This window comes from Oxalobacter paeniformigenes (genome assembly GCF_027158465.1).
GTDB lineage: Bacteria > Pseudomonadota > Gammaproteobacteria > Burkholderiales > Burkholderiaceae_D > Oxalobacter > Oxalobacter paeniformigenes.
This window is the reverse complement of record NZ_JAMKYL010000012.1, coordinates 1-13012: the sequence shown is the minus strand read 5'-3', so window position 1 is coordinate 13012 and position 13012 is coordinate 1. Positions and strand designations below refer to the sequence as shown.

The 13012-nt window shown below is 54.6% G+C and carries 12 protein-coding genes and 1 other RNA gene; 9 read left to right on the top strand and 4 right to left on the bottom strand.

Translation table 11 applies throughout. The annotated features are described in order from the left end of the window. A partial coding sequence (locus NAI64_RS08985) for a porin (protein ID WP_269299785.1) occupies positions 1–288 on the top strand: 288 nt, incomplete at its 5' end. A gap of 204 nt (positions 289–492) precedes the next feature. Here NAI64_RS08985 and ssrA read toward each other — a convergent pair. Further along, positions 493–851, bottom strand: a transfer-messenger RNA (tmRNA) gene (ssrA, locus tag NAI64_RS08980). A 155-nt stretch (positions 852–1006) separates the two neighbouring features. Here ssrA and NAI64_RS08975 point away from each other — a divergent pair. Then, complete coding sequence (locus NAI64_RS08975) at positions 1007–2677, top strand: peptide chain release factor 3 (protein ID WP_269299783.1); 1671 nt, start codon at positions 1007–1009, stop codon at positions 2675–2677. A 33-nt stretch (positions 2678–2710) separates the two neighbouring features. Here NAI64_RS08975 and NAI64_RS08970 read toward each other — a convergent pair whose 3' ends face one another. Beyond that, on the bottom strand, positions 2711–3442 hold the full coding sequence (locus tag NAI64_RS08970; protein ID WP_269299781.1) for a 16S rRNA (uracil(1498)-N(3))-methyltransferase: 732 nt from the start codon (positions 3440–3442) through the stop codon (positions 2711–2713). 120 nt (positions 3443–3562) lie between these two features. Between NAI64_RS08970 and tkt the strand changes: the two genes are divergently transcribed. The 3 genes from tkt to NAI64_RS08955 all read left to right on the top strand — a co-directional run bounded on the left by tkt (position 3563) and on the right by NAI64_RS08955 (position 7416). After that, positions 3563–5560 (top strand): transketolase, encoded by a 1998-nt coding sequence (gene tkt / locus NAI64_RS08965; RefSeq protein ID WP_269299780.1) that lies wholly within the window; start codon positions 3563–3565, stop codon positions 5558–5560. Between the two features lie 73 nt (positions 5561–5633). Beyond that, positions 5634–6647: a type I glyceraldehyde-3-phosphate dehydrogenase gene (gene gap / locus NAI64_RS08960; RefSeq protein ID WP_269299777.1), complete on the top strand. Its 1014-nt coding sequence runs from the start codon at positions 5634–5636 to the stop codon at positions 6645–6647. 109 nt (positions 6648–6756) lie between these two features. After that, complete coding sequence (locus tag NAI64_RS08955; RefSeq protein ID WP_269299775.1) at positions 6757–7416, top strand: NAD(P)H-dependent oxidoreductase; 660 nt, start codon at positions 6757–6759, stop codon at positions 7414–7416. A gap of 41 nt (positions 7417–7457) precedes the next feature. Here the strand turns inward: NAI64_RS08955 and hslU are convergent, their stop codons facing one another. Next, positions 7458–8789 carry an ATP-dependent protease ATPase subunit HslU gene (gene hslU, locus NAI64_RS08950; RefSeq protein WP_269299773.1) on the bottom strand — a complete coding sequence of 444 codons (1332 nt, stop codon included), beginning with the start codon at positions 8787–8789 and terminating at the stop codon, positions 7458–7460. 43 nt (positions 8790–8832) lie between these two features. After that, positions 8833–9369, bottom strand: coding sequence for an ATP-dependent protease subunit HslV (hslV, locus tag NAI64_RS08945; protein WP_269299771.1), 537 nt, complete (start codon positions 9367–9369; stop codon positions 8833–8835). Between the two features lie 198 nt (positions 9370–9567). On the opposite strand from hslV, the gene NAI64_RS08940 reads away from it, so the two are divergent. Genes NAI64_RS08940 through pth form a run of 4 tightly spaced genes read left to right on the top strand, consistent with a single transcriptional unit; the run spans position 9568 to position 12832 of the window. Further along, positions 9568–11625, top strand: a complete 2058-nt coding sequence (locus NAI64_RS08940) for a UvrD-helicase domain-containing protein (protein WP_269299769.1) — start codon at positions 9568–9570, stop codon at positions 11623–11625. 49 nt (positions 11626–11674) lie between these two features. Then, positions 11675–11866 (top strand): SlyX family protein, encoded by a 192-nt coding sequence (locus NAI64_RS08935; protein WP_269299767.1) that lies wholly within the window; start codon positions 11675–11677, stop codon positions 11864–11866. Positions 11867–11890: 24 nt separating this feature from the next. Continuing rightward, the gene (locus NAI64_RS08930; protein WP_269299765.1) at positions 11891–12196 is read left to right on the top strand and encodes a DUF2288 domain-containing protein; all 306 of its coding nucleotides are present in this window, start codon (positions 11891–11893) and stop codon (positions 12194–12196) included. A 48-nt stretch (positions 12197–12244) separates the two neighbouring features. Next, positions 12245–12832 carry an aminoacyl-tRNA hydrolase gene (gene pth, locus NAI64_RS08925; RefSeq protein WP_269299763.1) on the top strand — a complete coding sequence of 196 codons (588 nt, stop codon included), beginning with the start codon at positions 12245–12247 and terminating at the stop codon, positions 12830–12832. Positions 12833–13012: the final 180 nt, after the last annotated feature.

Genomic DNA, 13012 nt, shown 5'->3' with positions numbered 1-13012 from the left:
GAACTCAAGCAGAAACAGTGGTTGCTGGGTCTGGAATGGAAACTGGGCCCGGGGCGTCTGAACGCTTCCGCACAGTGGATGGAAGTCGAAGCCAACGGTGGTGTCCATGTCAGCGACAAGGACATCTACAAATACGGCATCGGTTATACCTATGACCTGTCCAAACGCACAGCTATCTACGGCAACATTGCTTACACTGACTACGATGATGAAGATGTTGCCAACATTTACGGTGATGTCGAAGACAGCGTAACGGCAGTTCAGGTCGGTATCACCCACAAGTTCTGATAACCGCTTGACAACAGAAGGAGGGTTCAGGCCTTCCCTTATCCTTCCCTCCTGTTGAATGGGATTGGTCCCCCATTCCGCCTGTTGGCCGAAGTCCTCGCAAGAGGGCTTCGGTTTTTTTATGGTGCGATAAATACGGATATACCGTTTTGGTTGTACAAACGAAATCGTACGGTTCAGTACGACATGACGGAAAAGATGTGATGGTGGAGGCGGCGGGTTTCGAACCCGCGTCCAGAAGTCCTCTACAGACAGTTCTACATATTTAGCATTGCCATTTGATTTGATCTGCCGGACGCGGACATGCACGCTGCCGACAGACGAGTCACCAGAGATTTAACCTTGTACCCGGTAACGAAGCACAAGGCGATTTCCTGTCGATGACCCTGCGTGCCTTGCGGCCTGCCCCAGGAAAGAAACAGTGCAGGGATAGCCGGTATTAAGCGGCTAATGCGTAACTTTTATCGTTAGCGTTTACTTTTTTCTGGATGGATTTACGAGGGCTCCAGTCCTCGATATGCCCTGTTCTGCTTTGCAACCCCTGTCGAATCCAAGTCGCCCCCGTTTGTGTGGTGCGTTGGCTTTTCGTGAACAGAAAAGTATTGAAGCAATTTATAATTATACATTTTATCGGGCATTGCATCCAGCGGGGCTTGTCTTTCCGCAAGGGGGTGCCGATGCCGTTTGTGTGTTTGCTGATTGAATGAAAGATGTTGCCATGAGTGTTGATTCCGCTCCGGAAGGTACGGCCGCAGTTGGGGAGTCGGTTGCAGAGTCCAGAGACAATCTGGCGAAAAAAATCGCGCGCGAGGTCGCGCGGCGGCGTACGTTCGGGATCATTTCCCACCCTGACGCGGGCAAGACGACGCTGACGGAAAAGCTGTTGCTGTTTTCCGGCGCCATTCAGCTGGCCGGGACGGTGAAGGCGCGCAAGAGTGCGCGGCATGCCACGTCTGACTGGATGGAAATCGAAAAGCAGCGCGGGATTTCGGTAGCCAGCTCGGTTATGCAGTTCGAGTATCGCGACCATGTCATCAATTTGCTGGATACGCCGGGTCACCAGGATTTTTCGGAAGATACTTACCGGGTGTTGACGGCTGTCGATACCGCGTTGATGGTGATCGATGCGGCGCGCGGGGTGGAAGCGCAGACGATCAAGTTGCTGGAAGTATGCCGCATGCGCAATACGCCGATCATCACCTTCATGAACAAGCTCGACCGCGAAACGCGGGATTCGCTGGAATTGCTCGATGAAGTGGAAACGGTGCTGAAAATCCGTTGTGCGCCGATTACCTGGCCGATCGGGATAGGCAAGAATTTCCGCGGGGTCTATCACCTCATCAATGACGAGGTCATGTTGTTCGCGCCGGGCAATGAAAAGGCGGATCAGGTTTTTGAGGTCGTCAAGGGGATCGACAATCCACGGCTGACGGAAATGTTCCCGATGGAAATGGAACAGCTGAAAATGGAAGTCGAACTGGTCAAGGGGGCTTCCAATCCGTTTGTGCTGGAAGAATTTCTGGCGGGTACGCTCACGCCGGTCTTTTTCGGTTCGGCGATCAACAATTTCGGTGTCCGTGAAGTCCTGAATGCACTGCTGGACTGGGCGCAGCCGCCTTTGGGACGTCATGCGACTGTGCGGGATGTCCAGCCGACGGAAACGGCTTTTTCCGGTTTCGTGTTCAAGATTCAGGCGAATATGGACCCGGCGCACCGTGACCGTATCGCTTTTTTGCGTGTCTGTTCGGGACGGTTCGAACGCGGTATGCGTCTGAAGCATTTGCGGCTCAACCGCGAGATCAAGGTGTCCAGCGTGGTGACCTTCATGGCATCGTCGCGCGAGCAGGTCGAGGAAGCCTATGCCGGGGATATTATCGGTTTGCCCAATCACGGCAACATGCAGATCGGCGACAGTTTTTCGGAAGGGGAAGTGTTGCAGTTCACGGGGATTCCCTATTTCGCACCGGAAATTTTCCGCAGTGTCCGTATTCGCAACCCGCTCAAGGTCAAGCAGTTGCACAAGGGCTTGCAACAGCTGGGCGAGGAAGGGGCGGTGCAGGTTTTCAAGCCGGTTCTGGGCAGCGAGCTGATTCTGGGGGCGGTCGGTGTCTTGCAGTTCGAGGTGGTCGCCAGCCGACTGATGAACGAGTACGGTGTCGACGCGGTTTTCGAGGGAACCAGTATCAGCAGTGCGCGCTGGGTCTCGGGCGAAGACAAGAAGATGCTTTCGGACTTTGAAAAGTCGCTGGCGCACAATGTCGCCTATGACGCGGCGGGCAATCTGACGTATCTGGCGACTTCGCCGGTCAATTTGCGTCTGACGGAAGAGCGGTGGCCGAAACTGACGTTCCATGCCACGCGCGAGCATTCGGTGTCGCTGGTCGGCTAGTGGCGTTTACATACGGTGGAAGCGGGGCGACGGTTATTCCGGCCGCGTTTCCCATAGTGCATTGATGGCGGCGACAGCCGCCAGACCGGCGGTTTCGGTACGCAGGATGCGCGGTCCCATCGACAGGAAGGTGACGCCTTGCTGTTCTGCCATGTTTTCTTCTTCCGGTGAAAATCCGCCTTCCGGTCCGATCAGCAGTGTGATGTTTTGCGGTTTTTGGTGGCGAGCCCATTCGGAGAGTGCCTCGGTCGCGCGCGGGCTGAACAGAATGCGGGGAGAAGGTGTCGTTTGACGCAGGTATTCTCCGGTGCCGACAGGTGATGCGATGTGTGGCAGGCGGTTCCGGCCGCATTGTTGTGCGGCGGAAATGGCGATGGCTTGCCAGCGGGACAGTCTTTTTTCCGCGCGGTCGTTGTTCAGACGGACGACCGAACGTTGTGCTGCCAGCGGGATGATGTCGCTGACACCGAGTTCGACGGATTTTTCGATGATCCAGTCCATTTTGGTTGCTTCCGGTATGCCTTGTGCCAGCGTGATCCGGTAGGGGAGTTCTGCTTCCCGCGAGGAATGCGAGACGATTTCCGTGGTGACTCGCTGGCGGTCGATACGGGTGATTCTGGCCTGGTATTCGCCGCCCAGACCGTTGAACAGGGTAAGGGTGTCGCCTGCGGAGAGGCGCAGGACCATGATGTGCCGTGCGGCATCTTTCGGAAGTTCAATGTTCTCGCCGATTGCCAGCGGGAAGTCGCAGAAAAGACGGGTCATATCAAACGGGTACCGATGCAATTGTAATCTGGATAACACTCTCTGATAGAATACAGGTAAAAGCTGGTTGGCATAATAGCGTTTCGTTATGCCGTTGACATTTTGATGATTTGGGCGACCATGAACACTTCTTTACCTGTTACGAAAATGGCCAACGCGATCCGCGCGCTGGCGATGGATGCGGTCCAGAAAGCCAATTCCGGACATCCGGGCATGCCGATGGGTATGGCGGATATTGCCGTTGCGCTGTGGGCCGGACATTACCGGCATAATCCGGCCAATCCGGGATGGTTCAATCGTGACCGCTTCGTTTTGTCCAACGGACATGGCTCGATGTTGCAGTATGCGCTGCTGCATCTGACAGGTTACGATCTTTCCATGGACGATATCCGCCAGTTCCGCCAGTTCCATTCCAAAACGCCGGGTCATCCGGAAGTGCATGTCACGCCCGGTGTCGATACGACGACTGGCCCGTTGGGACAGGGGATTTCCAATGCGGTCGGTATGGCGCTGGCTGAAAAGTTGCTGGCTGCCGAATTCAACAAGCCGGGTTTTGATATCGTCGATCACTATACGTATGTCTTTCTGGGCGACGGTTGCCTGATGGAAGGTATTTCGCACGAATCCTGTTCGCTGGCCGGTACCTGGAAGCTGAACAAGCTGATCGCGCTGTACGACGACAACGGTATTTCGATCGACGGGAATGTCAGGGGCTGGTTCACGGACGATACACCGGGCCGGTTCGAGGCTTATGGCTGGAATGTCATCCGGAATGTGGACGGTCATGATGTGGCGGCTGTCGATGCCGCGATCACAGCGGCCAAACGCTCCGACAAGCCGACGCTGATCTGTTGCAAGACGGTGATCGGCAAGGGTTCGCCCAACAAGGCCGGTCTGAACAAGGCGCATGGTTCTCCGTTGGGTGACGATGAAATCGCTGCGACGCGCAAGGCGCTCGGATGGGAGTATCCGCCGTTCGTCATTCCGGAAGATGTATATGCCGCATGGGATGCGCGCCAGAAAGGGCGTGAAGCCGAGGCGGCATGGAACGATTTGTTCGCACGCTATCGTGCGCAGTATCCGCAGGAAGCCGGTGAGTTCTCGCGCCGTATCGCTGGCGAATTGCCTGCCGGTTTCGATGATGTCGTCGATCGTTATGTCGCCGATTGTGTCGCACGCAAGGAAACGATCGCCACCCGCAAGGCCAGCCAGAACGCCATCGATGCGCTTGCTCCGAATTTGCCGGAATTTTTGGGCGGTTCTGCCGATCTGACCGGTTCGAACCTGACGAACTGGAAAGGTTGTGTGACTGTCCGCGAAGGCAACAGCGGCAATTACATCAGCTATGGCGTTCGTGAGTTCGGCATGGCGGCGATCATGAACGGTATCGTGTTGCATGGCGGTTTCATTCCGTTCGGCGGAACGTTTTTGACGTTCTCGGACTATTGCCGCAATGCGATCAGAATGTCGGCACTCATGCAGATCGGAACGATTTACGTATTCACCCATGATTCCATCGGCGTCGGCGAGGACGGCCCGACGCATCAGCCGGTCGAACAGATCGCCAGCATGCGGCTGATCCCCGGGTTGGAAAACTGGCGGCCTTGCGATACGGTGGAAACGGCGGTGGCCTGGGGACAGGCCGTCAGGAACCGCAAGATTCCGAGCGTGCTGGTGTTGTCCCGCCAGAATCTGCCGTATTTCGAAAGAACGCAGGATCAGATCGCCGGTATCGCCAAAGGCGCTTACGTGCTGAAGGATGCGGCCGATGCCCGTGCTGTTCTGATCGCGACCGGCTCGGAAGTGCAGTTGGCCATGCAGGCGGCGGAAGCGCTGGCACAGAAAAATATCGCCGTTCGTGTGGTATCCATGCCTTCGACGGATGTGTTCGACAAACAGGATGCCGCCTATCGCGACAGTGTCTTGCCGTCTGGATTGCCGCGTGTCGCGATCGAAGCGGCTGCGTCGGATTACTGGCGGAAATATGTCGGTCTTGACGGCGATGTTATCGGCATGACAAGTTTTGGCGAGTCCGCTCCGGCAGGCAAGCTGTTCAGCCATTTCGGTTTTACGGTGGACAATGTGGTTTCCAGAGTCGAAGCTGTATTGGGCAAGTGATGATATGCGGTACGGACCGGTATGAAGGTCCGTACCTTTTGACAGGTTTTTTTATACATTCAGGAGTGAATTTATGGCTATTCGCGTGGCAATCAATGGTTACGGCCGTATCGGAAGAAACGTTCTTCGCGCACATTATGAATACGGCAAGCGTCATGATATCGAAATTGTCGCCATCAACAATCCAGGCGAAATTGATACGATCGCTCTGTTGACCAGATACGATACGGCGCATGGCAAATTCCCGGCCGAAGTGTCTGTCGAAGGCAACGAGCTGATTGTCAATGGCGACCGGATCCGTGTCACCGGTGAACGCGATCCAGAAAATCTGCCCTGGAAGGAACTGGGTGTCGATATCGTCATGGAATGTACCGGTATCTTCACGTCCAAGGCCGCCGCTTCGGCCCATTTGCGTGCCGGTGCCAAGAAGGTGATCATTTCGGCTCCGGGTGGCAAGGATGTGGATGCCACAGTCGTATATGGCGTCAACCAGCATGTGCTGAAAGCATCGGATACGGTCATTTCGAATGCATCGTGCACGACGAACTGTCTGGCACCGGTGGCGCTGGCACTGAATGAAGGTCTGGGTATCGTTGACGGTCTGATGACGACGGTGCACTCCTATACCAACGATCAGGTATTGACGGACGTGTATCACCGCGATCCGAGACGTGCACGTGCCGCAGGGCTGAACATCATTCCGACCCGTACCGGTGCAGCCGCTGCTGTCGGTCTGGTGCTGCCGGAACTGAACGGCAAGCTCGACGGTTTTGCCATGCGTGTTCCGACCATCAATGTTTCTGTGGTCGATCTGACGTTCAATGCGGCACGCAAGACGACTGTCGAGGAAGTCAACGAAGTGGTCAAAAAGGCATCCGAAGGCAAGCTCAAGGGAATTCTTGACTACAACGTCGAACCGCTGGTTTCCTCGGATTTCAACCACATTCCGGCTTCCAGCATTTTCGATGCCACGCAGACTCGTGTCGTTGACGGTTCCCTGGTCAAGATTTTGTCCTGGTACGATAATGAATGGGGTTTCAGCTGCCGTATGCTGGATACGGCAACGGCGCTGTGGAATGCGAAGTAAGTGCTATCCCGCGGGTATGAAGGCGCTCTCTGGCAGGGCGCCTTTTCTGTATGGGGGTGCGTTTTTCGCATGACAAAGGGAGTGTGGTTTTATTGAATATGGAGGAGTGATGGTTACCAGAGAAGATGTATTGTCCGCTTTTCAGTTCCGGCATGCCACGAAAAAGTTCGATGCCACGAAAAAGATCAGCGATCAGGATTTTCAGGTGATTCTGGAAGCGGGACGGCTTTCTCCCAGTTCATTCGGTTTCGAGCCATGGCGGTTTGTGGTGATACAGAATGCCCAGTTGCGTGACGAACTGAAAACGGTGACATGGGGCGCGCAGGGACAGTTGCCGACGGCCAGTCATTATGTCGCCATTTTGTGCCTGAAAGACGGCATGCGCTACGATTCGACGCATGTGACCCGGATGATGCGCGATGTGCAGCATCTTTCTCCGGAAATGATGGAAAAGAAACGGGAACGTTTCCGCGCTTTCCAGAAGGAAAACGGTATTCTGGATTCTTCCAGAACGCTTTTTGACTGGGCGGTCAAGCAGGCTTATATCGCGCTGGGCAATATGATGACGGCGGCGGCATTGCTGGGTATCGATTCGTGTGCGATCGAGGGCGGCAACATGTCGGCCATCGAAAAAATATTGTCCGAACGCGGTCTGCTCGATAACGGCCGTTATGGTCTTGGGGTCATGGTGGCTTTCGGTTACCGTATCGCCGAGCCGGCTCCCAAAACGAGACAGTCGGCAGACGACGTCGTGGTCTGGGTTCGCTAGCAGGAATAGGGCAGTGCCCTGCCGGGACACTGCCCTTTGCGTTACAGGACGTAACGTGAGAGGTCTTCGTCGGCTGACAGGGCATCCAGCCGTTCGTTGACGTAGTTTTTGTCGATGGTCAGGGTACCGTTGTAGTTGACGGCAGTGAATGATATTTCTTCCAGCAATCTTTCCATGACGGTATAGAGCCGGCGTGCGCCGATGTTTTCCGTCCGTTCGTTGACGGAGTGGGAAATTTCGGCAAGTCGCCGGATGGCGTCTTCACTGAATTCCAGTTGCATGCCTTCCGTCGCCAGCAGTGCCTTGTACTGGGAAATGAGGCTGGCTTCGGTGCTGGTCAGGATCTGTTCGAAGTCTTCGATGGAGAGCGATTCCAGTTCGACACGGATCGGGAAACGGCCTTGCAGTTCCGGTATCAGGTCGGATGGTTTGGAGAGCTGGAAAGCGCCTGATGCGATGAACAGGATATGGTCGGTTTTGATCATGCCGTATTTGGTGTTGACGGTCGTTCCCTCGACAAGCGGCAACAGGTCTCGCTGGACACCGGCACGCGATACGTCGGCGCCGCCGATTTCCGAACGTGAAGCGATCTTGTCGATTTCGTCCAGAAAGACGATGCCATTTTGTTCAACGTTGGTGATGGCTTTCTGGCGCAAGTCGTCCTCGTTGATCAGTTTGGCTGCTTCTTCCTCGATCATCAGCTTGATGGCTTCACGGATTTTGACCTTGCGGTTTTTCTTGCGTCCACCGCCGAGTCCCGAAAACATGGATTTGATCTGTTCGGTCATTTCTTCCATGCCGGGAGGCGCCATGATTTCCATGTGCGGACCGGCATCGGCGACTTCGATTTCGATTTCCCTGTCATCCAGAGAGCCTTCACGCAGTTTCTTGCGGAAGACCTGACGGGTATTGTCACCCGATGCGGTTTGCGGATCGTTGGACGAAAATCCGAAATCGCGTGGGGGCGGTACCAGAATGTTCAGAACCCGTTCTTCCGCTGCATCGACGGCTTTGGAGCGTACCTTGACCATTTCGGCTTCACGGGTTTGCTTGATGCCGATATCCACCAGATCGCGGATGATGGTGTCGACATCGCGGCCAACGTAGCCGACTTCCGTGAATTTGGTCGCTTCGATCTTGATGAACGGTGCATCGGCCAGTCTCGCCAGACGGCGCGCGATTTCGGTTTTGCCGACACCGGTCGGTCCGATCATCAGAATGTTTTTCGGGGTGATTTCATGCCGGAGTGGTTCGGCGACTTGCTGACGGCGCCAGCGGTTACGCAATGCAACCGCAACGGCACGTTTGGCTTTGGATTGTCCGACGACATGTTTGTCCAGTTCGGTGACGATCTCTTGGGGAGTCAGGTTCATGATGGGTTCGTTCGGAAAAAATAAGAAATGAAATCTGGAATACTCAATCCAGCGTTTCGATGATATGGGACTGGTTGGTATAGATACAGAGGTCACCGGCGATCGCCAGCGATTTTCTGACGATTTCTTCCGGCGAAAGTTCTGTATCGCGTTGCAGTGCCAGTGCAGCAGCTTGTGCGTATGGGCCGCCGGAGCCGATTGCGCCTACGCCTTCTTCCGGTTCCAGTACGTCGCCGTTTCCGGTGATGACAAGGGTCGATTCACGGTCCGCAACGAGAAGCATGGCTTCCAGACGGCGCAGCATGCGGTCGGTTCGCCAGTCCTTGGCCAGTTCGACCGAGGAACGCAACAGGTTGCCCTGGTGTTTTTCCAGTTTGGCTTCAAAGCGCTCGATCAGGGTGAACGCGTCGGCCGTGCCGCCGGCGAATCCGGCAAGCACACGTCCGTTGTAGAGTTTTCGGACTTTTCTTGCGGTCCCCTTGATGACGATATTGCCGAGGGTGACCTGTCCGTCGCCACCCAGTGCGACGCGGTTGCCGCGACGGACCGATACAATGGTTGTCCCGTGAAATTGTTCCATATGGTTTCCTATATCAAGTCGGACCTGAACCGGCAAAGCGGGTCGTTCCGGTATCTTTTGCCGAAGATGGGGGCGGACTTGCCGATTGCAAGTGTCACCCATTTGTTCAGGGTACTAGTTTACCCTGAACAGGGGCGTATGGGTTTCGCTTCGCACTGTTATAATGGCAGCCCCTGATGATTTCGGAATGTATGCGGTATGTCGAAGGATGCTTTTGCTGCATTGAATGCGCAGCAGTATGAAGCGGTGCATTATATGGATGGCCCTTGTCTTGTGCTGGCTGGCGCCGGCTCGGGCAAGACCCGTGTCATTACGCAGAAAATCGCCTACATGATCGGCAGCGGCCAGTATGAGGCACGGCATATTGCGGCGCTGACTTTTACCAACAAGGCTGCGGCCGAAATGCAGGAGCGGATTTCGCACCTGCTGGCGGAACCGTCACAAGCGTCCCAGCTGACGATTTCGACGTTTCATTCGCTTGGTGTGAAAATCCTGCGCCAGGAAGCCGCTGAACTGAATCTGAAAGACCGTTTCTCGATTCTGGACAGTGATGATTGTTTCTCGCTGGTGCAGGATTTTGCCGTGACGACTGACAAGCAGGTGATCCGCCGTATTCAGGGGGCGATTTCGCTCTGGAAAAATGCAATGGTCGAACCGGAGGCTGCGCTGAAAAATGCGATGGATGATGATGAGGCGCAGGCTGCACGGATATACCGGAATTATGTGGCGACGCTTTCGGCCTATCAGGCGGTGGATTTCGACGATTTGATCCGTTTGCCGGTCGAGCTGTTCCGATCCAATGACAAGGTGCGTGAAAAATGGCAGAGACGTTTGCGTTATCTGCTGGTCGATGAATATCAGGATACCAATACCTGCCAGTATGAGCTGGTGAAACTTTTGGTGACGGGACTCGGCAAAAAGCCGATGTTTACGGCGGTCGGCGATGACGATCAGGCGATTTACGCATGGCGGGGTGCGACGATCGAGAATCTGAGAACCTTGCAAAAGGACTTCAGCGATTTGAAGGTGATCCGGCTGGAACAGAATTACCGCTCGTCCATGCGGATATTACAGGCGGCCAATTCGGTGATCGGTAACAATCCCAAATTGTTCGAGAAAACATTGTGGTCCGACCTCGGTCTGGGTGATCCGGTCAGGACGCTGGCGATGTCCGATGAAGAACAGGAAGCCGAACGGGTTGTCATGATATTGTCGGCGCAAAAATTCGAGCGTCACGCACGATATTCCGATTTCGCGATCTTGTACCGCGGCAATTATCAGGCGCGTCTGTTCGAAACGATGTTAAGGCGTGAGAATATTCCCTATACCATTTCCGGCGGACAAAGTTTTTTTTCGCGTGCCGAAATTCGCGATATCGTCAGTTATTTGCGCCTGATCGCCAATCTCGATGACGATCCGGCATTCATTCGCGCCGTGACGACGCCACGGCGCGGCGTGGGCCAATCGACGCTGGAAACGCTGGGTGCGCTGGCCGGACAGTGGCAATGTTCGCTTTTCGAAGCGGTATACAAGGGCGGTCTGGAAGCCAAACTGGCGCCGCGACAGCTTCGGCCGTTACGCGAGTTCTGCGATTTCATCAACGGTATCGAGGAACGGGCAAGCCGTCCTGGGGCGTCCGGCAAGGGCGAGAATGCCGCCGCGTTGCTGGATGAGCTGATGAAGGAAATTGCTTACGAGACGTATCTCTACGACAATTTCGATGAGCGGACCGCAAAAAACAAATGGCAGAATGTGCTGGAGTTCACGAACTGGCTCAAGGAAAAAAGCCAGGGCGGGAAGTACGAGGACGGGCCGGAGAAGAATCTGCTGGAATTGACGCAGATGGTTGCCTTGATGACGATGCTCGAAGGCAAGGACGAAGAGCAGGATGCCGTGCATCTTTCGACATTGCATGCTGCCAAGGGACTGGAGTTTCCGCATGTTTTTCTGGTCGGTGTCGAGGAGGGCATTTTGCCGCATCTCGGTGATCCCGATACGCCGTCCGAACAGCTGGCCACCCGGATTCAGGAAGAGCGGCGGCTTATGTATGTGGGTATTACCCGTGCACAACGGACATTGCATGTTTCTTGGTGCAAGAAACGGAAAAAGGCGCGGGAAACCGTACAATGTGAGCCATCGCGGTTTATCGCGGAAATGAAACTGGATGAGGGGATCGCTGTGCCGAAAGCGTCCGAAGTATTGACGCCGAAAGAAAGGCTGGCCAGACTCAAGGCCATGTTGCAGAAAACGGAATAGGTGAAAGAAGCTGGGTGTGGTATGAAGGGCGCATTCGTAAGGAAGAACCATGGAAGAACGACTGATCGATCTTGAAATACGTATTACAAGACAGGAAGATATGATCGATGAACTGAACAAGACGGTTTATCAGCAACAGTTGAAAATCGACGGTTTCGAGGCGGTTCTCAAGGAAATGGCCCGCAGGATCATCGAGCTGGAAAGCGACAAGCCGCTTAACGAGAGGCCACCTCATTATTAATCATTTGCCGGCAGGTTAGTTGTTATGACGACAGAACAGGAAAAATTGCTGTATGCAAAAATCAATCTGGAAACTGCACAGATATCCTGGAAGGAACTTGAACGTTTTTTTGCGGGTGGACGGGTCATTTCCGTGGAAGACCATGTCGATATGATCCGCGTGGCGCAGCTGATGGCTTCCGACGATGTCAAGGCGATTTCCGGAATGCTGGAGAAAAAGGAAATCGGCAAGGTGACGGATGAGCAGGCGCAGATATGGTCGGATTCCGATGCATTGTTGTGGGCGGTCGTGGTCAGACCCTGGATTCTCGTTCAGCAACGCAGAAGCTGAATGATGGTGCCCGTCGTTCGGGATGGTATTTTTCAATTGCAGGCAATCATGAGTATTCGGTTAATTGTCGGGCTGGGAAATCCCGGGCCTGAATATGAGCAGACACGTCACAATGCCGGTTTCTGGGTGGTGGACAATCTGGAGAACGGTTTTCACGGGAACGGTTGGCAAAAGGAAGCGAAATTTTCCGCCCTGGTTTCACGGGCGAAAATCGGCGGGCATGATGTCTGGCTGATGAAGCCTCAGACTTTCATGAACCGATCGGGGCTGGCTGTCGGTGCCATGGCACGTTTTTTCAGGATCGCGCCGGAAGAGATTCTGGTCGTTCATGATGAACTCGATATTTCACCCGGACAGGCAAAGCTCAAACGTTCAGGCTCGACAGGCGGTCACAATGGTCTGAAAGATATTGCATCGGCACTGGGGACACAGGATTTCTGGCGTTTGCGTATCGGTATCGGACATCCGCGTTCGCTGAATCTGAAATCGCCTGTGATCGACTATGTGCTGCAGCGTCCCAGACGGGAAGACATGGGCGGGATCGAGGATGCGATGGCACGTGCGATACAGATCGTGCCGATGTTGTGCGAAGGGCAGTTTGACAAGGCAATGAAGGAATTGCATACCGTCCGCTGACGATAGGTGGATGCCAATAAAAAAACCGCCGGTTATGGCGGTTTTTTTATTGTATGGCGAATCGACTGTCAGTGATACATTTCATTGAGCAACGACATGACAGAGTCGCCGGTATTGATCCGTTTCAGGGTTTCGGCCAGCAGTTCTGCACAGGAAATCTGGCGAATCTTCGAACACTGG

Excerpts from the sequence above, each read along its gene's own strand:
- NAI64_RS08975 (WP_269299783.1), top strand. The coding sequence starts at position 1,007 with ATGAGTGTTGATTCCGCTCCGGAAGGTACGGCCGCAGTTGGGGAGTCG.
- NAI64_RS08970 (WP_269299781.1), bottom strand. The coding sequence starts at position 3,442 with ATGACCCGTCTTTTCTGCGACTTCCCGCTGGCAATCGGCGAGAACATT.
- tkt (WP_269299780.1), top strand. The coding sequence starts at position 3,563 with ATGAACACTTCTTTACCTGTTACGAAAATGGCCAACGCGATCCGCGCG.
- gap (WP_269299777.1), top strand. The coding sequence starts at position 5,634 with ATGGCTATTCGCGTGGCAATCAATGGTTACGGCCGTATCGGAAGAAAC.
- NAI64_RS08955 (WP_269299775.1), top strand. The coding sequence starts at position 6,757 with ATGGTTACCAGAGAAGATGTATTGTCCGCTTTTCAGTTCCGGCATGCC.
- hslU (WP_269299773.1), bottom strand. The coding sequence starts at position 8,789 with ATGAACCTGACTCCCCAAGAGATCGTCACCGAACTGGACAAACATGTC.
- hslV (WP_269299771.1), bottom strand. The coding sequence starts at position 9,369 with ATGGAACAATTTCACGGGACAACCATTGTATCGGTCCGTCGCGGCAAC.
- NAI64_RS08940 (WP_269299769.1), top strand. The coding sequence starts at position 9,568 with ATGTCGAAGGATGCTTTTGCTGCATTGAATGCGCAGCAGTATGAAGCG.
- NAI64_RS08935 (WP_269299767.1), top strand. The coding sequence starts at position 11,675 with ATGGAAGAACGACTGATCGATCTTGAAATACGTATTACAAGACAGGAA.
- NAI64_RS08930 (WP_269299765.1), top strand. The coding sequence starts at position 11,891 with ATGACGACAGAACAGGAAAAATTGCTGTATGCAAAAATCAATCTGGAA.
- pth (WP_269299763.1), top strand. The coding sequence starts at position 12,245 with ATGAGTATTCGGTTAATTGTCGGGCTGGGAAATCCCGGGCCTGAATAT.